This window comes from Paraburkholderia saeva, from assembly GCF_907164555.1.
GTDB classification, from domain to species: Bacteria; Pseudomonadota; Gammaproteobacteria; order Burkholderiales; family Burkholderiaceae; genus Paraburkholderia; species Paraburkholderia saeva.
In genome coordinates this window covers 433,295-456,267 of the sequence record NZ_CAJQZC010000001.1, presented here as the reverse complement: position 1 = coordinate 456,267, position 22,973 = coordinate 433,295, and the positions used below count along the sequence as shown (strand labels likewise).

Sequence of the window (22,973 nt, the reverse complement as noted above, 5' to 3'; positions counted from 1 at the left end):
CCGCCCTGCCTGTCGCGCCGAAGCTCCTCATCATGCCCTTACCTCTGCTTGCCCTTGCCGTCGCCGCTTTTGGAATCGGTACCACCGAGTTCGTCATCATGGGCCTCCTGCCCGATGTCGCGCGCGACCTGTCCGTGTCGATTCCGGCCGCCGGCATGCTCGTGTCGGCTTACGCGCTCGGCGTGACGATCGGCGCGCCGATCGTCGCCATCGCGGTCGCGAACATGCCGCGCAAGAAGGCGCTGATGAGCCTGATCGGCGTATTTATCGTCGGCAACCTGCTGTGTGCGGTTGCCCCGGGCTACGGCGTCCTGATGGCCGCGCGCATCGTGACCGCGTTCTGTCATGGCGCGTTCTTCGGCATCGGCTCGGTGGTCGCGGCGGGTCTCGTCGCGCCGAACCGGCGCGCGCAGGCCATCGCGCTGATGTTCACCGGCTTGACGCTCGCCAACGTGCTCGGCGTGCCGCTCGGCACGGCCCTGGGCCAGGCGGTCGGCTGGCGCGCCACGTTCTGGGCTGTCACCGGCATCGGTGTGCTGGCTGCTGCGGCGCTTGCCGTCTGCCTGCCCGCGAAAATCGAAATGCAGAAGGCGAGCCTCATCCACGAATTCAGCGTGCTGAAGAATCCGCAGGTGCTGATGGTGATGGGCATCAGCGTGCTGGCTTCGGCGAGCCTCTTCGCCGTGTTCACGTACATCACGCCGATTCTCGAGGACGTCACCGGCTTCACGCCGCATAACGTCACGCTCGTGCTGTTGCTGTTCGGGCTCGGGCTGACAGTCGGCAGCACGCTCGGCGGCAAGCTCGCGGACTGGCGACTGATGCCTTCGCTGGTTGCGTTCCTGCTCGCGCTCGGCGTCGTGCTGACCGTGTTCGCCGGCACGATGCATCTGGCCATTCCCGCGATGATCACGATTTTCGTCTGGGGCGTGCTCGCTTTCGCGATCGTGCCGCCGCTGCAGATCCTGATCGTCGACCGCGCAAGCGCCGCGCCGAACCTCGCTTCGACGCTCAATCAGGGCGCGTTCAACCTCGGCAACGCAACGGGCGCGTGGCTCGGCGGCATGGCGATCGGCGCGGGTGTGCCGTTGACGTCGCTGCCGTGGGTCGGCGTTGCGATGGTGAGTGGCGCGCTTGCGCTGACGCTGTGGTCGGTGCGGCTCGAACAGCGCGCACAGCGCGTCGCGCTGCCGGGTTCGGCCGGCGCGGTGTGAGCGCAGCACGTGCCGCACGCGCGAACCGGCTGAACCCGCTGTAGTAGCATCTGGCCCGATGAAGGCTATCTTTACGCGCGATTTTCTCGCGCTCATTCTGAGCGTCGCCGTGGTCGGGCTCGGCACCGGCGCCACGCTCCCGCTCACCGCTATCGCACTGACGCAGGCTGGCTACGGCACCGATGTCGTCGGCCTGCTGACGGCCGCGCAGGCTGGCGGCGGTCTCGTCGTCGTGCCGTTCGCCGGCTGGGTCGCGGCGCGCTTCGGCGGCCGGCAGGTGATAGTCGGCACCGTGATCATCGTAGCCGTCGCGACTGCACTGATGCAGCTCACCGCGAACCTGTACGTCTGGGCGCTGCTGCGCGTGCTGTGCGGCGCGGCGCTGATGCTGCTCTTCACGATCGGCGAAGCGTGGGTCAACCAGCTCGCCGACGACGCCTCGCGCGGTCGCGTCATCGCGATTTACGCGACGAATTTCACGCTGTTCCAGATGGCCGGCCCGGTGCTGGTGAGCCAGATTGCGCACCTCGATGCATGGCGGTTCCTGCTGTGCGGCGCGATCTTTCTGACCGCGCTGCCGATGCTCGCCACGATCCGCGTGACGCCGCACACGGGTGGTGAGGACGAACCGCACGACAGCTGGCAACACGTGCTGCCGCAAATGCCCGCGCTCGTGATCGGCACGGGTTTCTTCGCGCTCTTCGACACGATCGCGCTTTCGCTGATGCCGCTCTTCGCGATGGCGCACGGCGTGTCGAGCGAGGTCGCCGTGCTGTTCGCGTCCGCGCTGCTGCTCGGCGACACGACGATGCAGTTTCCGATCGGCTGGCTCGCCGACCGGCTCGGCCGCGAGCGCGTGCATATTGGCTGCGCGGTGGTCGTCGTGATGCTGCTGCCGGCGCTGCCGTGGGCGGTCGCGTCGCCGTGGCTGTGCTGGCCGCTGCTCTATGTGCTCGGCGCGGCGGCGGGCGCGATCTACACGTTGTCGCTGGTGGCGTGCGGCGAGCGGTTTCGCGGCGCGGCGCTGGTGTCGGCAAGCTCGCTCGTCGGCGCATCGTGGAGCGCGGCGAGCTTCGGCGGCCCGCTGGTTGCGGGCGCGTTGATGAAGGGCATTGGAAACGACGCGGTGGTCGGCGTACTGCTGGTGAGCGCGCTCGCGTTTCTCGGCGCCGCGCTGTGGGAGAAGCGGCGCGCGGGGCTGGCGTCGGCGCAGTAAGGCGTCGGTCACGCGGGCGTCAGCGGCCTGGGAATCTTTAGCGCGATAATTGCCAGACACGGTCGTTTCGTCCCGCGACGGTTCCGTGCGATGGGAGAACGCCCATGACGTGCCTGTCCAGCCTGCTACGCTCGCGCCTGCTACGTTACTGCCTGCCGCTTTGCATCGTCGCGACGCCGGCCTGCAAGGGCGGCTCGGACACGTCGCGTGGAGGAGCGGGCGGCCCGGCGCCGCAACCCGTCGCTGTCGACGTCGCGACCTATCACAACGACATCGCACGCACCGGTCAAAACCTCAGCGAAACGATCCTCACGCCAGCGAACGTCAATGCGGCTTCGTTCGGCAAGATCGGCTTCTATCCCGTCGACGGCAAGGTCGACGCCGAGCCGCTTCTCATCTCCTCGCTCGCCATTGCGGGCGGCACGCACAACGTGCTTTTCGTCGTGACCGAACACGCGAGCATCTATGCGTTCGATGCGGACGATGGAACGCAATTGTGGAAAGTGTCGGTGCTGCCAGCTGGCGAATCCCCCAGTGACGATCACGGTTGCGGCCAGATCACACCTGAGATCGGCATCACGGCGACACCCGTCATCGACCGCACGCGCGGTCCGCACGGCGCGCTGTACACCGTCGCGATGTCGAAAGATGGCGCGGGCGTCTATCACCAGCGGGTGTATGCACTGGACCTCACGACAGGCGCCGGGCTTTTCGGCGGACCGACCGAGGTTGCCGCCTCGTATCCCGGCAGCGGTGCGAACAGTTCGAACGGACGCGTCGTGTTCGACCCGAAACAATATGCCGAACGTGCATCGTTGCTGTTGCTGAACGGCGTGGTGCACACCGCCTGGACATCGCACTGCGATCAGGGCGTGTACGGCGGCTGGATGATGGGTTACAGCGCCGACACGCTCAGGCAGACCACCGTCCTGAGTCTCACGCCGAACGGCTCTGGCGGATCCGTCTGGATGAGCGGCGCGGGCCTCGCTTCCGATGGCGCGTCCATCTTTCTGCTGGACGCCAACGGCACATTCGATGCGACGCTCGATGCCAACGGCTTCCCGGCGAACGGCGACTTCGGCAACGCGTTTATCAGGCTCGGCACCGCGAATGGCCTCTCCGTCGCGGACTATTTCGCCATCTCCAGCACGATCGACGAATCGGCGCGCGACGAGGATTTTGGCTCGGGCGGCGCGCTCGTGCTTCCCGATCTCAAGGACGCGAACGGCGCGGTGCATCACCTTGCGCTTGGCGCGGGCAAGGACGAGTCGATCTACGTGGTGAACCGGGACGCGATGGGCAAATACAGTCCGACGGCAAACAACATCGAGCAGCAGGTCACCGGACAGTTGCAGGGCGGCGTATTCAGCATGCCCGCGTACTTTGGCAACACGGTGTACATCAACGCGTTCGGCGACCGGCTCAAGGCGTTCACCATTACGAACGCACGGCTTTCGACGACGCCTTCGAGCCAGAGTGCCACGACGTTCCCGTTCCCCGGCGCGACGCCGGGCATATCGGCGAACGGCAGCGCGGGCGGCATTGTCTGGGCGATCGAGAACGGCACCATCGCGGTACTGCACGCGTTCGACGCCGGCAATCTCGCGAACGAGCTGTACAACAGCAACCAGAAAGGCACCCGCGACCAGTTCGGTGCGGGCAACAAGTTCGTCACGCCGATGATCGCGAACGGCAAGGTCTATGTCGGCACGACGAACGGTGTCGCCGTCTTCGGACTGCTGCCGAAAAGCTGATGGCGCGGGCGGCGGGCGGCAGGCGGCAGCCAACTGGCAAAGGTCGGCCGGATCAGCGATGCGCCGGCAGGATTTCCCCCACGCACGGCCCAAAGCCGACGCGATAGCCGTCGCCCTGACACCAGCCCGAGAGCGTCAGCTCATCGCCGTCCTCGATAAACGTGCGCGTGCCGCCGCCGTTCAGTTCCAGCGGCTTCTGCCCGTTCCAGGTCAGCTCCAGCAGACTGCCGAACGCGTCGTCAGCCGGCCCGCTGATCGTGCCCGAGCCCATCAGGTCGCCGACGCGGGTGTTACACCCCGACACCGTGTGATGCGCCAGCTGCTGCGCCATCGTCCAGTACATGTGCCTGAAGTTCGTGCGCGAAATGGTCGTCGGCTGCGGGGCGTTTTGTGGACGCAGCGTCACTTCCAGCGCGATTTCGAACGCATGCTCGCCGGCGTGACGAAGGTAATCGAGCGGCTTCGGTGCCTGCACCGGCTGCGCGACGCGAAACGGTTCGAGCGCATCGAGCGTGACGATCCACGGCGAGATCGTCGTCGCGAAGGTCTTTGAGTTGAATGGGCCGAGCGGTACGTATTCCCATTGCTGGATGTCGCGGGCGCTCCAGTCGTTCAGGAGCACCATGCCGAAAATGCGCGACTCGGCATCCTCGCACGCGACCGGTTCACCGAGCGCGTTACCGCGTCCGATGATGAAGCCGGTCTCCAGTTCGATATCGAGCTTGCGGCACGCGCCGAACACCGGGCGCTCCGCGTCGGGCCGCTTCAGCTGGCCGTTCGGGCGGCGCACCGGCGTGCCGCTCACCACCACCGACGACGCCCGTCCGTTATAGCCGATCGGCATCTCCGACCAGTTCGGCAGCAGCGCGTTCTTCGGATCGCGGAACATCGAACCGACGTTCGTCGCGTGTTCCTTCGACGAGTAGAAATCCGTGTAGCCCGGAATCTCGACCGGCAGATGGAGCGTGGCGTCCGCGAGCGGAATCAGCGCGCGCGTCCGCAACGCCGGGTCGTCGCGCAGCGCGGAACTCGCGGTTTCGCGTGCGAGCAGCGCGCTCAACTGGATGCGCACGCTGCGCCACACTTCGCGGCCGAGCGCGATGAAATCGTTGAGCGAATCCCGCGTGAACACGGCTCTCCCGCCAGCGGGAAGCGTCAGCAAGCCGGCCGCTTCAAGCGCGGAAAGATCGACGACACAATCGCCGATTGCAATGCCAGCCCGGGGCGTTGGGTTACGCGTGTCGCTGAAGATGCCGAATGGCAGGTTCTGGATCGGAAAATCGCACTGCGGGTCGTTCGCGGTTTCCAGCCAGCATTTGCGGGACGCGTCGCGCGTCGCCTGAAGATCGCCCGATGCGCTCATCGTTGCTCCGGATTGAAGTGTTTCCTGAGACCCTGCCAGCACTCGAAGTAATGCGCCTGAAGCTGCGCGGTTTCGAGCGCGAAACGCGTCGGCTTGATGAGCGTGCGGGTTTCGAACATAAAGGCCATCGTGTCGCCGACCTTGTTCGGCTTGGATGTGTCGCTGTGCGACGCCTTTTCGAAGGTCTCCGCATCCGGGCCGTGCCCCGACATGCAGTTATGCAGGCTCGCGCCGCCCGGCACGAAGCCTTCCGCCTTCGCGTCGTACACGCCATGCACGAGACCCATGAATTCGCTCGCGACGTTGCGGTGAAACCAGGGCGGCCGAAACGTATTTTCGGCCGCCAGCCAGCGCGGCGGAAAGATCACGAAGTCGATCGTATCGACGCCCGGCGTATCGCTTTGCGCCTGCAGCACGAGAAAGATCGACGGGTCCGGATGATCGAAGCTGATCGAGCCAATCGTGTTGAAGCGCCGCAGGTCGTACTTGTACGGCGCGTAGTTGCCGTGCCACGCGACCACGTCGAGCGGCGAATGCCCGATGTCCGCGCGCCACAGGTGTCCGTTCATCTTGGCGACGAGTTCGAACGCGCCTTCGCGGTCTTCCCATGCGGCATGGGGCGTCAGGAAGTCGCGCGGGTTCGCGAGGCCGTTCGAGCCGATCGGCCCGAGATCCGGCAGGCGCAACTGCGCGCCGAAGTTCTCGCAGATATAGCCGCGCGCGGCACCGTCGGGCAACGTCACCGAGAATCGCACGCCGCGTGGAATCACCGCGATCTCGAACGGCTCGAGATCGATGCGCCCGAGTTCCGTCGCAATGGAGAGACGCCCTTCCTGCGGCACGATCAGCAGCTCGCCATCGGCCGTGTAGAAGTAGCGGTCTTTCATCGAAGTATTCGCCGCGTACACGTGAATCGCACAACCGTTCATGCTTTCCGCCGACCCGTTACCGGCCATCGTCACCCAGCCGTCGATGAAGTCGGTCGGCTCGGCGGCCATCGGCAACGGGTCCCAGCGCAGCTGGTTGGGCGGCGTCGGCGGCACGTCGGCGAAATTCGCGACGAGCCGGTGCGACGGGATCGGCGTGAACGGCTGATGCACAGCCGCCGGCCGGATGCGGTACAGCCACGAGCGGTGATTGTGTCCGCGCGGCGCCGTGAAGGCGGTGCCCGAAAGCTGCTCGGTGTACAGCCCGTAAGGCGCGCGCTGCGGCGAGTTGCGCCCCGACGGCAGCGCGCCGGGTAACGCCTCGGTCGCGAATTCGTTGCCGAAGCCGGACTGGTAGCCTGCTTCGATCTCGTGTCGCGTGGAATGGCTCATGCGGATTCTCCTGGAATAGCGATCGATGTCGCGTCCCCCGTTTCAATTTACGTATGGTAAAACTAATTACGAATAGTGAAACTAACGTAAACCCTTGCCGGCGGTGACTGTGACGATATCGATATCAGCATTTTGTTCATGCCCCCGGCACGCACGCTGCTACCATCGAGACATGCGGCCCGTGCCGCCCTACTCGATGCGCCGTCAACGGCCACCACGCGAACTCATGATTCCGCCGACCATTCCTGAGCTTGTCTCCCGCGCCGCCGAGCATCCGTTCCTCGGCGAGCACGTCGAGATGGGGACCGGCGAGCAGCACGATCATGCGATCGCCCGCCTCGACGATCTCGTGATCATCAGCCGCTACGAACCGATTTTCGACATCAGCGTGCATGCGCTGGCGCAGTCGCTTTCGACGGCGCCGGGCAGCGTCGACCGCTTCGGCGATGAACTGGGTGTGCAGGCGGTCACACAGCGCATCGATAGCACGCCGTTCGATCCGTTCGATGAAATTGACGACGCCCCTGAGCTGGTCGCGATCGACCGTATGTCACGGGCGCTGCACGCAATCAATTTCTTCGGTGCGCAGCGCCACGGGCTGCTGTTTTTGCGCGTGCACGAGCGACTTCTGAAGAGCGTGAAGTACGACCACGGAAAGCACTTTTCGAGCGTGCTCATCTCGTTCGGTCTGAATCCGGCGCGCGTGGTGATCGAGCTGCCTTCGGCGGCGGTCGCGCACCGGACCTTCCTCGGTTATCTCACGAAGAGTTATCAGCGCTACGGCTTCAAGGTGGCGGGGAACCTGCAGAATGCCGGCCAGATTCTGGCCGTCTCGGATACGCGGCTCGATTTCATCAAGATGGATGCCGGCACGGCGTTGAGGGAAGCGACCGTGAAGCCGCTCGTCGGCTACGCGGGACGACTGAAGATTCCCCTCATCTTCGACCACGTCACGGACGAGAACCAGTTCGACCTGTTGCAACAATATGACGTGCGGTTTGTTCAAGGTCCGCTGTTCGAAACGCACGACCGGGCGGTCTGACTGATGTGTTGCCAGGCCTTGGGGTTTGTTGACCCGATGGGGCTGCCAGCGCCTGCGTCACGCCGTATCGCCCAGCCGCCGCGCGAGCGACTTTAGCCGCGGCGCGACCGTATCGCGAAACACGGCTTCGCCCATCGAAGAAGCCGGCCCGCTGCAACTCAGCACCAGCCATCTTCCGTCGCGCGGCTCGCGAAATGGCACGGCCACCGCGTTCACGTCGTCGTGCCAGTCGCGAAACGAATAGCAGCAGCCTTCGCGCATGAAAGTGTCGATCTCGCGCTGTGTATCGGCCAGCATCGCAGCGCCCTCCCTGCCCGCAGCCTTTCCGAGTTCCGCGAGCAGCGCGGCCCTCACATCGGGCGGCTGGACCGCAAGATACGCGCGCCCCATCGAACTCGTCAGCATCGACAGCCGGGAACCCGACGCGAGCCCGAGCGTCAGCGCGGTCTCGCTGCGGATCGTGTCGAGATAGATCATGTCGAGACCATCGCGGCAACCCAGCGACACCGCCGCGCCCACCTCGCGCGCGAACGCACGCATGTGCGGCCGCGCGAGTTCAAGCGTGTCGGTGCCCGACAGCAGCGCAAACCCCAGCGACAGCACGCCCGCATCGAGCGCGTACTTGCCGACCGACTCGTCGAGGCGCAGATAGCCCAGCACCGTGAGCGTATAGGCAAGCCGGTTGACCGTCGCCTTCGGCAGCCCCGTGCGTTCGACAAAATCGCGGTTCCCAAGCATCGATTCGCCTGGCCGGAACGCGCGCAGCAGTTCCAGGCCACGCGCGAGCGCAACGACGAATTTGCGATCGTCGAGCGGGTCAGAGGGGGTAGATGCAGTTGTCATCGGGTGATACACTCAGGTCTCATTTGCAAAACATTGTTCCGCATAGCAGAACTCGCGTCAAGCAGAAATCAGGAGAGATACATCATGGCTGAGGCCGCGCATTTTCATTGGGAAGACCCGCTGCTCCTCGATCAGCAGCTGGGCGAAGACGAGCGCATGGTGCGCGACGCCGCTGCCGCATACTCGCAGGACCGGCTCGCGCCGCGCGTGCTCGAAGCGTTCCGCCATGAAAAGACCGACATCGAGATCTTCCGTGAGATGGGTGAACTGGGCCTCCTCGGCCCGACGATTCCCGAGCAATATGGCGGCCCTGGCCTGAACTACGTCAGCTACGGGCTGATCGCGCGCGAAGTGGAGCGCGTGGACTCTGGCTACCGGTCGATGATGTCGGTGCAGTCGTCGCTCGTCATGGTGCCGATCTTCGAGTTCGGCTCCGAGGCGCAGAAGTCGAAGTACCTGCCGAAGCTCGCCTCCGGCGAATGGATCGGCTGCTTTGGCCTCACCGAGCCGAACCATGGTTCCGATCCGGGCAGCATGGTTACGCGGGCAAAGAAAGTCGACGGCGGTTTCTCGCTGTCCGGCTCAAAGATGTGGATCACGAACTCGCCGATCGCCGACGTGTTCGTCGTGTGGGCCAAGCTCGAGGAAGACGGCAAGGACGAGATCCGTGGCTTCATCCTGGAGAAGGGCTGGAAGGGTTTGACGGCGCCCCCGATCCACAGCAAGGTCGGCCTGCGCGCGTCGATCACCGGCGAAGTCGTGATGGACGAAGTGTTTGTTCCCGAAGAAAACATGCTGCCGAACGTGAAGGGACTGCGTGGTCCGTTCACGTGTCTGAATTCGGCACGCTACGGCATCGCGTGGGGCGCGCTCGGCGCCGCTGAGTCGTGCTGGTTCACGGCACGTCAGTACGTGCTCGACCGCAAGCAGTTCGGCCGGCCCCTCGCCGCGAACCAGTTGATCCAGAAAAAACTCGCCGACATGCAGACCGAAATCACGCTTGGCCTGCAAGGCGTGCTCCGGCTAGGCCGTATGAAAGACGAAGGCACGGCCGCCGTCGAGATCACGTCGATCATGAAGCGCAACTCGTGCGGCAAGGCGCTCGACATCGCGCGTCTCGCACGCGACATGCTTGGTGGCAACGGTATTTCGGACGAATTCGGTATCGCGCGCCACCTCGTGAACCTCGAGGTGGTCAACACGTACGAAGGCACGCACGACATTCACGCGCTGATTCTTGGCCGCGCGCAGACGGGAATTCAGGCGTTTTTCTGATTTTTGCCGTTGTCTGGCTCCCTGCGTAAGAAAACCCCCGCCTTCCGGTTACGGAAGCGGGGTTTTGTCTTCTTGCTGGCCTATTGCCTTGCGAGCGAATGCGTCAATCCGTAAACTCTCCGGCGAGCCTCGCCTTACCTGTTCGGCTGCGGCGTCATACGCAGATACGGGCGCAGCGCCTTGTAGCCCTTCGGGAATTTCTGCTTGATGACCTCTTCATCCTTCAACGAAGGCACGATCACCACGTCGTCGCCCTGCTTCCAGTTGCCCGGCGTCGCGACCGAGTGGCTATCGGTGAGCTGAAGCGAGTCGATCACGCGCAGCACTTCGTCGAAATTGCGACCCGTACTGGCCGGATAGGTGATCGTGAGACGCACCTTCTTCTTCGGATCGATCACGAAGAGCGACCGGACCGTGAACGTTTCGCTCGCATTCGGGTGAATCATGTCGTAAAGCTCGGACACCTTGCGGTCACCGTCGGCCAGAATCGGGAAGCCGACACCGGCAGCCTGCGTTTCGTTGATGTCCTTGATCCACTCCTTGTGCGACTCGGCACTGTCGACCGACAGCGCAATCGTCTTCACGTTACGCTTTTCGAACTCACTGGCGAGCTTCGCCGTCAGGCCGAGTTCGGTCGTGCAGACCGGCGTGAAGTCGGCCGGGTGGGAAAACAGCACGCCCCAGCTGTCGCCCAGCCATTCGTGGAACTTGATGCGTCCAATGCTGGAATCCTGCTCGAAATCCGGTGCGACGTCGCCCAGACGTAGACTCATGGTGCCTCCTTTACGGTTCGAATGATCCGCACGCGTCCTGCGCTGCGGTACCCAGGAAAGTTAGAGCATACGGGAGCCGCCATGCACAATGAACGAACATTGCGTCACTCCTTTATGAATTTTTGTAATTTCCTCCGAATTGGACGAAACTTAACGGGCCACATCAACTCAATCGGAAACCCGGATGACGTGCAGCTGACGCGGCGCGCCACGTTGTCTGATTTGGTCAAGCGGCAGTCCGCGTGTCGGGAACGGTTCCTGCAGCCATGTCGGGTATGCAGTGCGCTACGCTCGCCAGCGGTCGTTTCTTTAGTTACGATTCACGCGTAACGTGCCACGAACGGAGCTGTCAATGTCGGAAGTTAACAAGGAGAGATTGATGTCGGATATCAAAAACGTCCTCGCGGACGCAGAGGACCTGCTGAAGCAGGCGGCAAGCGCAACCGGCGAGCGCGCTTCGGAACTCCGTGAAACGGCGCTCACACGCCTGAAGCAGGCCAAGGAAAAGGCTGCGGACGTCCAGGTCGTCGTCGTCGAGAAGGGCAAGAAAGCGGCGCGCGCCACCGACGACTACGTTCACGAGCATCCGTGGGCATCGATTGGTATTGCCGCTGGCGTGGGCGTGCTGGTCGGGCTGTTGATCAATCGCAAATAAGCAGTTACGGCAGTTGCCGCCGGACTCGCGTCCCGCGCACTTCCGACACGGTTGACCGGCGCAGCCCTGGCCGGTCCGCCTCTTCTGGCGTATCTTCCGCCTCCCCATGCGCACCGCGCGAAAGTTATGACGATCGACAACCCATCGCAGCGCGCTGACCACGGTCCGGTACGCCGCATCATCAGCTCAGTGTTTGCGATCCTGCAGACGCGGCTCGAGCTGATCGGCATTGAACTGGCCGAGGAAAAAGATCGCCTGCTCGCCGTACTGTTTCTTGGTCTCGCGGCCATGATGCTGGCAACCATGGCACTCATCGCGCTGACTGCGCTGATCGCCATCACGTTCTGGGATACGTATCGCTGGCAATCGCTGGCTGGCATCACAGCGGTGTATGCGCTGGCCGCGCTCATTTGCGGGTTGAAAGCCCGCAACAGCCTGCACAACGCGCCTGTCGTTTTCGAAGCCACACTGAACGAGTTCGAGAAAGACCGAGAGATGTTCCGCAAGCAGTGAGGCGAGCCCGGCCGACGTTCTGCGGGCCTTGTTCCGACCTCCCCGACTCCCCTCACTTCCTTTAGACGCCTTCGACCGAACATGAGCCAACTGCACCCAGACCACACGTTTCGCAGCAAGCGCGCTTCGAAGCAACTGGCGGCGCCGCACCTGCGCGCGCTACGCAAGGAAATCCTGATCGTGCGAGCGGACGTCGAACGCATGGAACTCGTGCAGGCGACTGTGGAATTGCGCCAGGCCGTGACGCACTTCAGCTGGCTCAAGTTCTTTGTCCCGGGCTTTGGTGGAATGCGCTGGGGCGCGCCGAAAGGCAACGCGGCTGGTATCGCCGGCCTGCTCAAACAATATCCGCTACTGAGTTCGCTCGCGTCTCTGCTGCTCGCCAAACCACTCCGTGCAACGGTCGCTGCCGGTGCCAAGCCGGCCATCAAGTGGGGCAGCGTCGCATTTGCGGCGTGGGAAGCGTATCGGATCTGGCAGCAGGTTAAACAGGACAACCGCGACGCGAAGGCGGGCGCCACGTCCGACGCCTGAGAAGCTGGCGGTGATTCGCTGCACAAACGCAGCTGGGTTTCTGCGCGACGCCGGATCTTGAAAAGCCTGTGCCGTGCGGTCGGCAATGTCTTCGTAGGCTGCCGCAAGTTCATCGTGTGCTCCAGCATTCGTCCGTATTCGCCATCGCGGCGCCTCCAGTACCCTGGTTTTTCCGCAACCCCGTCGCATCGATGACGAACGTTCCGCATGCGTCTTCGCGCATCGGCCCGGTTTCGACCGGTCGCGCTTCTACTGAATAGCCCCCGTTCGTATCGTCCGCGCCGATCACGCGCAGGCGATAAACCGGTGTCCCGAATGCCGGAGCCTGATCGAGGCCCACTGGCAAACTACCGGCGCTCTTCTCCGCCGACGTTTCCACGTACTGCGCCGCGCGATACAACGCTGAGGCCGCATCGACCCGGTGACTGCGTGCCACCTGCGCGTGCCAGGACGGCAACGCAAATACAGCGAGCACCGCGGCGATCACCATTGCGATGACGAGTTCAAGCAACGTGAATGCGCGTACCTTCGAGTTCATGTCGTGTTCCACTCCGTTCAGAACGGACGCGCAGCGACGCGCTGCCAGTGTCGTTCGGTCTTGCCGCCATCGATGACGATCTGCATCTGCAGCCATACCTGCGTGTCCGGCGCTGCGCCGAAGCCTCGGGCGGTCAGCAGATAGGCCTTCGCTTCCGGACGGCCCGCCAGTCGCCACCCTTCCGCAAGACATTCTGGTGGCCGTCCTGAGCCGGGCCATTGCGCAACAGGCTCGATGGCGCCGGCGACAAAGATTGCCTCGCGCTTCCATCCCGTGGGCTCGCCGGCGACGGCTGGCAACGCGCCAGCACCTTCCGGACTGACGCTGTCTGCGCAGAGGAGCAACGCCGAATCCGCGGCGTGAAATGCCTGCAGGTAGTCGTGCAGATTCGCGGTGCCGCGCGCGGAGGTGAACGACGCCTCGAACCACGCCGCAGGCGTTGCCAGCATCATCGATGCGAGCAGCAGGACAACCGGCAACGCGGCGCCGCGCGTTCGTCCGGCGAGGCAAGTGGCTTGCCTCGGAGCTCGCGGATAGATGGCTTTCGTCATGGCTGAACTCCCGGACCATTGCGAATCGCGACGCGCCGCCAGAACGCCCTTCTCGCACGCGTGTCGCCAGCGGTGGCCGACGCGCCATCGCAATCCACATAGCGCACGCGCCGACCGAGCGGAGCGCCGCGCACCTGAACACACAGGTCCACCGCCACGACCCGGACCCATTGATCTGGCGTGAGCGCCGAGGCGTCGAACGGTTGCTGCGCATTTGCAAGCCAGTACTGGACGCGCAGTCGCTCGATACCTTCGAAGACCGGTTGTCCGTAGCCCACCTTGCCGTTGCCTTCGCAGTACAGTTCCGGCTCGCCGGTCGAACCGCTCGCCTTCGCGTAGAAGCGGTTCACCACCGGTGCGCCCGCAGCCGCGCCACTGACGGCCTGGCCGAGACAGTCCGTAGGCTGGCCGCTCGCCGAAGGCCAGGTCGATACTGCGTCGCCGGAATAGCGGACCACGATGCCATCCGAATGGCTCGCCAGTGCCTCGCAGCGAGGGGCTTCATCGAGGCCGACGGGCCGCGCACCGGAACAGCCAAAGACCGCAGCAGGTGCATTCGTCAAAACGGGCGACGCGGCGTCGGCCGACCTGAACCCGGCCATCTGGATCTGCTGCCCAAGGAGGGTCAACGCGCCGATGCCGGTTTCTTCGATGTGGGCGGCGTCGCTGGCGTTCACGAAAGCCGCGCGCTGTGACCGGTAGAGCGCTACGGCGCCAGCTGTCACCACCAGCCCGAGCACAGTTGCGATCACCACTTCGAGAAGCGTATGCCCGCGTGAAAAGTAGCGACAGTGCGTCATTTTGCAAACGCGATCGCAACGCACGTGGTTCCGGCTGGCAACGCCGCCTCTCCGCAAAACTCCGGGAGATCGATCAGGCTACCGGGCGTGACATCCTGCGTTTCCCGCGCGGCTGCCCACATCACACGCGCCGTCGCGAGGCCAGCCGCCTGCGCGACCATTGACGTTTCGCCCATCGACACCATGTTGGCTACCCGGCCTTTCCACGTGGCCGAGTCCGCTCCAATTGCCGGTGACACACGGAACGACTCCACCAGCGAGTCAGCCACGAATGCCGCACGCTCGCGCGTGGCCGTCGCGTTGGCGTGACGTGTCATCCACAGTTGCGTAGCGACAAGCCCGAGCGCGGTGACTGCCGTCACGGCCACAGCCACCATCACCTCCAGCAGCGTGCTACCGGAGCAGCTTCCAAAGCGTCGCTTTTTCATGACGATGCCCCACAGGCGCCTTCGATCATCCGCGCGCGACCACCGGCCGCGATTCGCACGCAGCGTCGCCAGCGATCGCCCCGCGTGGCTGCCGAAGACGAGCGCGGCGCAAACTCGAAACTGCGAAAACTGCCGATCACCTGGCCCGCGGGCGGTGTGAATGCCACTTCGGCTAAAGTTCCCGTAACGCTGACCGCGGCGAGATCCGGCTGCACGCGCAGCAGTGACGACCGGCCTGCCCGTTCCGCCATTACCGCCCATCCACACGACCAGTCAGCGCTACCGGCCGGACATGGCTTGCCAGCCGCGAGGCAGTGAAACGCGCTGTCGATCCGGCACACGGTGACGCGCGCGCTCCGCCTGAGCGCTTCACCGCGCGCAAACGCGAGCGTCGAGACAAGCGCTTTCGCACGCGCATCCACCTGATCACGCACACGCCACGCAAAAAAAGACGGTGCGGCCAGTACTGCGAGTACCGCGAGCATTGCGACGACAACGAGGGTTTCGACAAGCGTAAATCCGCTGTCACGCGGACCCGGAACGACATTGAATTTCATCTGCATCCCTGAATGATTCGAAGAATGCAGACAATCTACCGGGCTCGTCGAACGCCCACAATATGTCGAATGGCCAGGTAGCGGACGCGCGCGATTACACGCCAGAATTCAGGCGTGACAGATACTGAAGGGAAGGAAAATGCGAATGCGCGAAAAGCTAGCGCTTGCGGGTGGGCTTGCCGGGCGCGGCAGGCGGGGCAGCCATGCGCCGGAATTCCTCGATTACGTCTTCGAATTCGGAGACGTCTTCGAAGCGCCGGTACACCGAGGCGAAGCGGACATAGGCGATCGTATCGAGCTCACGCAGCTCGTTCATCACGAGCTCGCCCAGACGTTCGCTGCGAACTTCACGTTCGCCACTGCCAAGCAGCTGGTATTCGATACGCGAAGCCGCCGCATCGATTGCATCGGCAGCAACCGGACGCTTGCGCAGCGCCAGTTGCATGCTCGCAATAATCTTGCGACGATCGAATTCAGTGCGGCTGCCATCCTTCTTGACGACCGCCGGCAGCGCCAGCTCGACCCGCTCATACGTCGTAAAACGTTTGTCGCAGGCCGGGCAGCGCCGGCGCCGGCGAATCGCGGCGCCATCTTCGGACACGCGCGAATCGACTACCTGCGTGTCGTCATGCCGGCAGAAGGGGCAGCGCATGGCTGGTTAGCCGTACACGGGGAAGCGCTTCGTCAACCCGGCGACCTCTGCGCGCACGCGTTCGATCGTGGCGGCATCTTCCGGGTTGTCGAGCACGTCGGCGATCAGGTTGCCCACCTGCTCCGCTTCCTTCTCACCGAAGCCGCGGGTCGTCATGGCCGGCGAGCCGAGACGCACGCCGCTCGTGACGAACGGCTTTTCCGGATCGTTCGGAATGGCGTTCTTGTTGACCGTAATGTGCGCTGCACCGAGCGCCGCTTCCGCAGCCTTGCCGGTGATGTTCTTTGCGCGCAGGTCGACCAGCATCACATGGCTTTCCGTGCGGCCCGACACGATACGCAGGCCACGCTTCACGAGCGTTTCCGCCAGCACGCGCGCGTTGTCCACCACTTTCTGCTGGTATTCCTTGAATTCCGGCGACAGCGCTTCCTTGAACGCAACAGCCTTGGCGGCGATCACGTGCATCAGCGGCCCACCCTGAATGCCTGGGAAGATGGCCGAATTGATCTGCTTCTCGAACTCGGCCTTCATCAGGATCACGCCACCACGTGGGCCACGCAGGCTCTTATGGGTAGTCGTGGTAACGAAGTCAGCGTGCGGCACCGGATTCGGATACACGCCTGCCGCCACCAGACCGGCGTAGTGCGCCATGTCGACCATGAAATACGCGCCCACCGATTTCGCGATCTTCGACATACGCTCGAAGTCGATGCGCAGCGCAAAAGCCGACGCGCCTGCAACGATCAGCTTCGGCTTGTGTTCCTGGGCAAGCTTTTCAGCCGCGTCGTAATCGATGTCTTCGGCTTCGTTCAGGCCGTAGCTCACGACATTGAACCACTTGCCCGACATGTTGACCGGCGAACCGTGTGTCAGGTGACCGCCGTGGGCGAGGCTCATGCCCATGATCGTGTCGCCCGGCTTCAGCATCGCGAAAAACACGCCCTGGTTTGCCTGCGAGCCCGAGTTCGGCTGCACGTTCGCGGCTTCGGCGCCAAACAGCTGCTTCACACGGTCGATCGCCAGCTGTTCGGCGATGTCGACGAACTCGCAGCCGCCGTAGTAGCGCTTGCCCGGATAGCCTTCCGCGTACTTGTTCGTGAGTTGCGAACCCTGTGCTGCCATGACGGCCGGGCTCGTGTAGTTTTCGGACGCGATCAGTTCGATGTGATCTTCCTGACGGCGGTTTTCCTGTTCGATCACCTTCCAGAGTTCGGGATCGACATTGGCGATGGTGCTTTTGGCTCTGTCAAACATACGGTTTCCGTTAAATGTGTTCAGGTTGACCGGATCGTGCGCCGAATAGGGTGCAGAAGGCGTAGCGGGTATGCAGCGCTGCTGGCAACTGGGCCAGCCTTGACGTGGCGGATGAAGATATACCGTACACGCGAGGCAAGGCAGCCACCGGCGGCGCAAAACGTCGCGCGCGGATCACGGCTGCCCAGGCGAACGGCAAAAACGGCACCCTGCGCTTCACGGTGGGTTGTTCCACCTTGAACCCAAAGGGTTCTATCGCCAGTCACGCAGGGGTGAGCGCGTTAGTTTATTTGAAGCGCATCGAATAGGCAACCGCGCGACAGGCCCCGCCGGAACGGGCCTCGCAGCGTGGTTTTGAGGGCGAAATTAACCGGACGGTGGGTGGTGTAACCGGACGGTGGGTCGTAGAAATCGCGGCGCGCGGCATTTCGTGGCCTGACGTCGGACTACGGCCTGGGCGCGCCAGATCCAGTGTGGCGGGCTCCGAACGCCAGGCGTCGCGTCGGCGCTGCCAGTCGTTGCGCCTTGTTTCGGCTCCGGGCATTCGTCTCCGGGCGCCTGCTGTGCTCAAAAAGCCCCCAACCGTACCGCAAAGCCATGAATCCAGCCGCAACCACGAGGCCCTCCCCCACGCAGCCAGGGTCTTCCCTTGCCGCAGGGCCGCATTGGAAGTAGGCTTGGCACCTTCCATTTTTCTCCACCGACCAGGGAGCAGCAATGATCGTCTTCGTCACAGGGGCGTCCGCAGGGTTTGGCGCCGCCGTCGCCCGCGCCTTCGTCAAGGGCGGCCACAAGGTCGTCGCCACCGCCCGCCGCAAGGACCGCCTCGACGCACTCGCTGGCGAACTCGGCGACGCGCTTCTTCCGTTCGAACTCGACGTGCGCGATCGCGCGGCCGTCGAAGCCGCACCGGCCTCGCTACCGGCGGAATTCGCCGCCATCGACGTGCTTGTGAACAACGCCGGCCTCGCGCTCGGCCTTGAACCGGCACAGCGCGCGGAACTCGACGACTGGACCACAATGATCGACACGAACTGCACGGGCCTCGTGCAGATGACCCGGGCGCTGCTGCCCGGTATGGTCGAACGCAATCGTGGCCACGTGTTCAACCTCGGGTCCGTCGCGGGCACCTGGCCGTATCCGGGTGGCAACGTCTACGGCGCAACCAAGGCTTTCGTGCGCCAGTTCAGCCTGAACCTGCGCTCGGATCTCGCCGGCACCGCGATCCGCGTGACCGACATCGAGCCAGGCCTGTGCGGCGGCACCGAATTCTCTAACGTGCGCTTTCGTGGCGACGACGAGAAGGCGGCCAACGTCTATCAGAACGTACAGCCGCTCACTGCCGAAGACATCGCCGATTCGATCTACTGGATTGCGACGCGCCCGGCGCACGTCAACATCAACACGATCGAACTGATGCCCGTGGCACAGACGTTTGCGGGCCTTAGCATTCATCGCGGATAAGAGAAACCAGGCGGAACGCGCACCCGAAATCGGGATAGCGGCGCGCGTTCCGGTAAAATGCGCGCCATGGATATGTCTACCAGCCAGCCCGGCACGGAAATCGGCTTCACCTGGCCGATCCGGGTGTATTACGAAGATACCGACGCGGGCGGCATCGTTTTCTACGCGAATTACCTGAAGTTTTTCGAGCGGGCGCGTACCGAGTGGCTGCGCGCGTGCGGTGTGGACCAGACCCGGCTTGCGGACGAAACCGGCGCGATCTTTATCGTGCGCAGCACCGCGCTCGACTATCGTGCGCCGGCCCGTCTCGACGACATGATCACCGTCGTCAGCCGGGTCGAGCGGCTTGGCCGGGCATCGGTCGATTTTGTGCAGGAAGCATGGCGAGAAGGTACGTTGCTTGCTACGGGAAGCATCCGGGTCGCCTGCGTCGAGCGTACTGCGATCAGGCCAACCGCCATTCCTCCATCTGTGCTTGCCGCGCTGCGGCGTGGTCCAGCCGGAGCCGGCGTGTCAACGGCGAGTCTCTGAGCGCCGTTGTTTCGGTGCCGGTGAACTCGTATCGATCAGGCAACACAAAGCATGGTTCGGCCAGTGCCTGGCCGAAGTTTTCCGTTTTCAGGCGGCAAGCTTCGACAGGCCCTTCAGCCGGACGCCCCTTCCGGGACGTTACAGCGAACCTATATGAACACTACACAAGATCTGTCGATCATTTCCCTCGTTCTTAATGCGAGCCTGCTGGCGCAGGCAGTGATGGCGCTGTTGCTGCTGCTGTCGCTGATGTCGTGGACTTTCATCTTCCGCAAGTGGTTTGCGATCCGCCGGGCGCGCGCGCAGACTGAACGCTTCGAACGCGATTTCTGGTCAGGCGGTGACCTGCAGGCGCTATATCAGAGCGCCGCGAACAACCGTCATACGATTGGCGCGCTCGAACGTATTTTCGAATCGGGCATGCGCGAGTTTCTGAAGGGCAAGGAAAAACGTCTCAACGATTCCGGCGCGATCCTCGACGGCGCCCGCCGCGCAATGCGTGCTGCTTTCCAGCGCGAAATGGACGTCCTCGAAGCAAATCTTGCGTTCCTCGCCTCGGTCGGCTCGGTCAGCCCGTACATCGGTCTCTTCGGCACGGTCTGGGGGATCATGAATGCGTTCCGCGGTCTCGCGAACGTGCAGCAGGCCACGCTCGCCAACGTCGCGCCCGGTATCGCCGAAGCGCTGACGGCCACTGCGATTGGCCTGTTTGCCGCCATTCCGGCCGTGGTCGCGTACAACCGCTACGCACACGACATCGACCGCCTCGCGATCCGCTTCGAAACTTTCATCGAAGAGTTCTCGAACATCCTGCAGCGCCAGGCGCACTAAGGAGTCCACGATGGCCGGTTCCTCCCGTTCCAGCAGCATGCGCGGCAGCCGTTCGCGCCGCGCGATGTCGGACATCAACGTCGTGCCGTACATCGACGTGATGCTCGTGTTGCTCGTGATTTTCATGGTGACGGCGCCGCTCGTCGCGCCATCGATCGTCAATCTGCCGACCGTCGGCGGCGCCGCGCCGCAACAGCAGACGCCGCCCGTCGTCGTCAACATTCGCGCCGACGGCAACATGAGCGTCAAGTACAAGGACGACGCGGGCACGCAGCAGCAGGAAGACATGACGAAGGCGGACCTGAACGGCTTCATCACCGACCGTGCGCAGACGCATCCCGATCAGCCGGTGGTGATCGCCGCCGACAAGACCGTCAAGTATGAAGTCGTGATGAACGTGATGTCCGACCTGAAAGCTCGCGGCGTCAAACGCGTTGGATTGCTCGTCAAATCGCAATGATCCGGAAGAATTCCGCCGCTCCCGTCCGACCGCCGCGTGAACGCGGCACATGGCGTGCGTTCGCGCTCGCGCTGGTGATGCACGTGCTGCTCGGGTTCTTCCTGTATCACGGCATTCACTGGCAGAACAGCACGCCCGCCGGCGCCGAAGCCGAACTGTGGACCGCCGTGCCCGATACGCCGATGCCGCGGCCGGTTCCGCCCCCGCCGCAGCCGGTCGCCCCTGCCCCGCCCGTCCCGGACGAGCAGGCCGATATCGCGTTGCAGGAAAAGAAACGTCAGCAACAGGAAGCCGCGCGTCAGGCCCAACTGGCCGAGCAGCAGCGCCAGAAGGTGCAGGCGCAGCAGGAGGCCGAGGCGAAACGTCAGCAGCAAGTCGCGCAGCAGCAGGCCGCCGATCTCGCCGCGCAAAAAGCCGCGGCGCTCAAGCAGAAGCAGCAACAGCAGCAGGCCGACAAGCTCAAGCAGCAACAACTTGCCGAGCAGCAGAAGCAGGATCAGTTGAAGCAGCAGGCCCAGGCGGAAGCCCAGAAGAAAGCCGACGCGGACAAGGCCGCGAAGGCAAAAGCCGCGCAGGCGCAGGCCGATGCGCAGGCGAAGAAACTCGACAGCGAGCGTCGCGCGCGTCTCGCGCAGATGCAGGGTATGGCCGGCGGCGAAGGCTCGTCCGGCGAAGGCCTCGCGAAGAGCGGCACGGGCAGCGGCGCGGGTGGCAATGCGGCGTCGGCCGGTTACGCCGAGAAGGTACAGCGGCGCGTGCGTCCGAATATCGTATGGGCAGGCGACCCGCAGGGGCTGGAAACGGTCGTGGCCGTGCGCTGCTCGCCGACGGGCACGCTCCTGAGCGCAACGATCACGCGTGGCAGCAGCAACGCCCAGTGGGATGACGCTGCCCTGCGCGCGGTCCAGCGTTCGGACCCGATGCCGCTCGACACGAATGGAAAAACGCCGGCCAGCTTTACGATTACGTTGCGGCCGGCAGGTTGACCGCAGACGCAGCGCCCTTGTGCTGCAAGGTGCGCGCCCGGGAACGAATTGTGCAATTCCGGGTCTGTCTGCTGTCGTATTGTGGTAGAAATCCCGTTTTTTGGAGAATCCATACAGCATGAGTTTGATGACCAAGTCAGGCCTGAGGGTGCTCCTGGCGTCGTGCCTGATCGCGGCGGGCAGCAGCGCACACGCGCAACTCAACGTCCTTGTCACGGGCGTCGGGTCCACGCAGTTTCCGATCGCTACGGCGAATTTCGCTAACGAAGCGAATTCTCCCCAGCAGGTCAGCACGATCGTGCGCCAGGATCTGCAGCGCAGCGGCAAATTCACCAACATCGACGCAGGCGCCACGCCCGTAGCCGAAACCGATTCCGTCGACCTCGGCAGCTGGAAGGCCAAGGGTGCTGACGCGTTCGTGTCCGGCAGCGTGAACCGCCTCGCGAACGGCCAGTACGAAGTGCGCTTCAAGCTCTACGACACCGTCAAGCAGCAGAGCCTCGGCGGCCTCGTGCTCGTGAGCCCGGAAAGCGGTCTGCGCATGAGCGCGCACAAGGTCGCGGATTACATCTACGCAAAGCTGATGGGTTCGCGCGGCGTATTCGCCACGCGTCTCTCCTACGTCATCAAGACGGGCGGCCGTTACCAGTTGCAGGTTTCCGATTCGGACGGCCAGGACGCGCACATTGCGCTCTCCAGCCCGGAACCGATCATCTCGCCGGCATGGTCGCCGGACGGCACGAAGGTCGCCTATGTATCGTTCGAGAAGAAGAAGCCGATCGTCTACATTCACGATCTGCCGACGGGCCGCCGGGTTGTCGTCTCGGATCAGAAGGGCAACAACAGCGCGCCTGCCTGGTCGCCGGACGGACGGACGCTTGCCGTTGCGCTCTCGCGCACCGGCAACACGCAGATCTTCGGCGTCAATGCCGATGGCAGCGGTCTGCGTCGCCTGACGCAGGGCAGCTCGATCGATACGGAACCTGCGTACTCACCTGACGGCCAGTGGATCTATTTCACGAGTGACCGTGGCGGCGCACCGCAGATCTACAAGATGCCGGTTCAGGGCGAAAGCAGCGGCGCTGCGCAACGCGTCACGTTCTCGGGCAGCTACAACACCAGCCCACGCGTGAGTCCGGACGGCAAGGAACTCGCGTACATTTCGCGCACGGGTGGCGGGTTCAAGCTGTATCTGCTCGATTTGCAGACCGGCTCGGCAACTGGCCTCACCGACACGACACATGACGAATCGCCCAGCTTCGCGGCGAACGGTCAGTACATTCTTTACGCCACAGAGGTGAACGGCCGTGGCGTGTTGGCCGCGGTGTCGACCGATGGTCGTACCCGGCAGGTCCTGTCCGTTCAGGGCGGCAACGTTCGCGAGCCGTCCTGGGGCCCGTTTATGCAATAACACACAAGG

Annotated in this window: 24 protein-coding genes, 1 pseudogene and 1 riboswitch; of the genes and pseudogenes, 14 read left to right on the top strand and 11 right to left on the bottom strand. The window is 63.8% G+C overall.

Features of this window, described 5'->3' with window-relative positions; translation table 11 throughout:
• The first annotated feature begins 32 nt into the window (after window positions 1–32).
• The 3 genes and pseudogenes from LPA36_RS02035 (at window position 33) to LPA36_RS02025 (ending at window position 4,184) form a co-directional block, all read left to right on the top strand.
• Entirely contained in the window at window positions 33–1,214 is a 1,182-nt protein-coding gene (locus LPA36_RS02035) for an MFS transporter (RefSeq protein WP_228874477.1), read from the top strand.
• A gap of 55 nt (window positions 1,215–1,269) precedes the next feature.
• Window positions 1,270–2,430 (top strand): annotated as a pseudogene (locus tag LPA36_RS02030) (MFS transporter); the annotation flags it as partial.
• A gap of 104 nt (window positions 2,431–2,534) precedes the next feature.
• Window positions 2,535–4,184 (top strand): PQQ-binding-like beta-propeller repeat protein, encoded by a 1,650-nt coding sequence (locus tag LPA36_RS02025; protein ID WP_228874475.1) that lies wholly within the window; start codon window positions 2,535–2,537, stop codon window positions 4,182–4,184.
• Between the two features lie 52 nt (window positions 4,185–4,236).
• Here LPA36_RS02025 and fahA read toward each other — a convergent pair whose 3' ends face one another.
• Window positions 4,237–5,547: a fumarylacetoacetase gene (gene fahA / locus LPA36_RS02020; protein ID WP_228874474.1), complete on the bottom strand. Its 1,311-nt coding sequence runs from the start codon at window positions 5,545–5,547 to the stop codon at window positions 4,237–4,239.
• Window positions 5,544–6,866: a homogentisate 1,2-dioxygenase gene (gene hmgA, locus LPA36_RS02015; RefSeq protein ID WP_228874473.1), complete on the bottom strand. Its 1,323-nt coding sequence runs from the start codon at window positions 6,864–6,866 to the stop codon at window positions 5,544–5,546. Before hmgA ends, fahA begins: the two co-directional genes overlap by 4 nt.
• Before the next feature lie 226 nt (window positions 6,867–7,092).
• On the opposite strand from hmgA, the gene LPA36_RS02010 reads away from it, so the two are divergent.
• Complete coding sequence (locus LPA36_RS02010; RefSeq protein WP_228874472.1) at window positions 7,093–7,908, top strand: EAL domain-containing protein; 816 nt, start codon at window positions 7,093–7,095, stop codon at window positions 7,906–7,908.
• Between the two features lie 57 nt (window positions 7,909–7,965).
• On the opposite strand, the gene LPA36_RS02005 is transcribed toward LPA36_RS02010, so the two are convergent.
• Window positions 7,966–8,751, bottom strand: coding sequence for an IclR family transcriptional regulator (locus tag LPA36_RS02005; RefSeq protein ID WP_228874471.1), 786 nt, complete (start codon window positions 8,749–8,751; stop codon window positions 7,966–7,968).
• 84 nt (window positions 8,752–8,835) lie between these two features.
• Between LPA36_RS02005 and LPA36_RS02000 the strand changes: the two genes are divergently transcribed.
• On the top strand, window positions 8,836–10,026 hold the full coding sequence (locus LPA36_RS02000) for an acyl-CoA dehydrogenase (protein ID WP_228874470.1): 1,191 nt from the start codon (window positions 8,836–8,838) through the stop codon (window positions 10,024–10,026).
• Window positions 10,027–10,160: 134 nt separating this feature from the next.
• Here the strand turns inward: LPA36_RS02000 and LPA36_RS01995 are convergent, their stop codons facing one another.
• The gene (locus LPA36_RS01995) at window positions 10,161–10,799 is read right to left on the bottom strand and encodes a peroxiredoxin (protein WP_228874469.1); all 639 of its coding nucleotides are present in this window, start codon (window positions 10,797–10,799) and stop codon (window positions 10,161–10,163) included.
• Window positions 10,800–11,151: 352 nt separating this feature from the next.
• Here LPA36_RS01995 and LPA36_RS01990 point away from each other — a divergent pair, with 352 nt between their 5' ends.
• From LPA36_RS01990 to LPA36_RS01980, 3 genes are all read left to right on the top strand, one after another.
• Window positions 11,152–11,454: a DUF883 family protein gene (locus LPA36_RS01990; protein ID WP_228874468.1), complete on the top strand. Its 303-nt coding sequence runs from the start codon at window positions 11,152–11,154 to the stop codon at window positions 11,452–11,454.
• A 126-nt stretch (window positions 11,455–11,580) separates the two neighbouring features.
• A complete protein-coding gene (locus tag LPA36_RS01985; protein WP_228874467.1) occupies window positions 11,581–11,967 on the top strand; it encodes a phage holin family protein in 387 nt (128 codons plus the stop codon).
• Between the two features lie 81 nt (window positions 11,968–12,048).
• Window positions 12,049–12,501, top strand: coding sequence for a DUF3318 domain-containing protein (locus LPA36_RS01980; protein ID WP_228874466.1), 453 nt, complete (start codon window positions 12,049–12,051; stop codon window positions 12,499–12,501).
• A gap of 109 nt (window positions 12,502–12,610) precedes the next feature.
• Here the strand turns inward: LPA36_RS01980 and LPA36_RS01975 are convergent, their stop codons facing one another.
• From LPA36_RS01975 to glyA, 7 genes are all read right to left on the bottom strand, one after another.
• Window positions 12,611–13,039, bottom strand: a complete 429-nt coding sequence (locus LPA36_RS01975; protein WP_228874465.1) for a type IV pilin protein — start codon at window positions 13,037–13,039, stop codon at window positions 12,611–12,613.
• Window positions 13,040–13,056: 17 nt separating this feature from the next.
• Window positions 13,057–13,590 carry a pilus assembly PilX family protein gene (locus LPA36_RS01970; protein ID WP_228874464.1) on the bottom strand — a complete coding sequence of 178 codons (534 nt, stop codon included), beginning with the start codon at window positions 13,588–13,590 and terminating at the stop codon, window positions 13,057–13,059.
• Window positions 13,587–14,390, bottom strand: a complete 804-nt coding sequence (locus tag LPA36_RS01965) for a PilW family protein (RefSeq protein WP_228874463.1) — start codon at window positions 14,388–14,390, stop codon at window positions 13,587–13,589. The genes LPA36_RS01970 and LPA36_RS01965 overlap by 4 nt, the downstream gene beginning before the upstream one ends.
• Window positions 14,387–14,818, bottom strand: a complete 432-nt coding sequence (locus LPA36_RS01960) for a type IV pilus modification PilV family protein (RefSeq protein WP_228874462.1) — start codon at window positions 14,816–14,818, stop codon at window positions 14,387–14,389. The genes LPA36_RS01965 and LPA36_RS01960 overlap by 4 nt, the downstream gene beginning before the upstream one ends.
• Window positions 14,815–15,381, bottom strand: coding sequence for a GspH/FimT family pseudopilin (locus LPA36_RS01955; RefSeq protein WP_407674197.1), 567 nt, complete (start codon window positions 15,379–15,381; stop codon window positions 14,815–14,817). Before LPA36_RS01955 ends, LPA36_RS01960 begins: the two co-directional genes overlap by 4 nt.
• Window positions 15,382–15,532: 151 nt before the next feature.
• Window positions 15,533–16,027, bottom strand: a complete 495-nt coding sequence (gene nrdR / locus LPA36_RS01950) for a transcriptional regulator NrdR (protein WP_228874460.1) — start codon at window positions 16,025–16,027, stop codon at window positions 15,533–15,535.
• Between the two features lie 6 nt (window positions 16,028–16,033).
• Window positions 16,034–17,281, bottom strand: a complete 1,248-nt coding sequence (glyA, locus tag LPA36_RS01945; protein ID WP_228874459.1) for a serine hydroxymethyltransferase — start codon at window positions 17,279–17,281, stop codon at window positions 16,034–16,036.
• Between the two features lie 175 nt (window positions 17,282–17,456).
• Window positions 17,457–17,557: riboswitch (ZMP/ZTP riboswitch) on the bottom strand.
• A gap of 441 nt (window positions 17,558–17,998) precedes the next feature.
• On the opposite strand from glyA, the gene ydfG reads away from it, so the two are divergent.
• From ydfG to tolB, 6 genes are all read left to right on the top strand, one after another.
• Window positions 17,999–18,745, top strand: a complete 747-nt coding sequence (gene ydfG, locus LPA36_RS01940) for a bifunctional NADP-dependent 3-hydroxy acid dehydrogenase/3-hydroxypropionate dehydrogenase YdfG (RefSeq protein WP_228874458.1) — start codon at window positions 17,999–18,001, stop codon at window positions 18,743–18,745.
• 57 nt (window positions 18,746–18,802) lie between these two features.
• The gene (gene ybgC, locus LPA36_RS01935; RefSeq protein WP_324250875.1) at window positions 18,803–19,276 is read left to right on the top strand and encodes a tol-pal system-associated acyl-CoA thioesterase; all 474 of its coding nucleotides are present in this window, start codon (window positions 18,803–18,805) and stop codon (window positions 19,274–19,276) included.
• Between the two features lie 153 nt (window positions 19,277–19,429).
• A complete protein-coding gene (tolQ, locus tag LPA36_RS01930) occupies window positions 19,430–20,107 on the top strand; it encodes a protein TolQ (RefSeq protein ID WP_090532318.1) in 678 nt (225 codons plus the stop codon).
• 10 nt (window positions 20,108–20,117) lie between these two features.
• Window positions 20,118–20,567 carry a protein TolR gene (tolR, locus tag LPA36_RS01925; protein WP_228874457.1) on the top strand — a complete coding sequence of 150 codons (450 nt, stop codon included), beginning with the start codon at window positions 20,118–20,120 and terminating at the stop codon, window positions 20,565–20,567.
• Window positions 20,564–21,553, top strand: a complete 990-nt coding sequence (gene tolA / locus LPA36_RS01920) for a cell envelope integrity protein TolA (protein WP_228874456.1) — start codon at window positions 20,564–20,566, stop codon at window positions 21,551–21,553. The genes tolR and tolA overlap by 4 nt, the downstream gene beginning before the upstream one ends.
• A gap of 118 nt (window positions 21,554–21,671) precedes the next feature.
• Window positions 21,672–22,964 carry a Tol-Pal system beta propeller repeat protein TolB gene (gene tolB / locus LPA36_RS01915; protein WP_228874455.1) on the top strand — a complete coding sequence of 431 codons (1,293 nt, stop codon included), beginning with the start codon at window positions 21,672–21,674 and terminating at the stop codon, window positions 22,962–22,964.
• The last annotated feature ends 9 nt before the right edge of the window (window positions 22,965–22,973 follow it).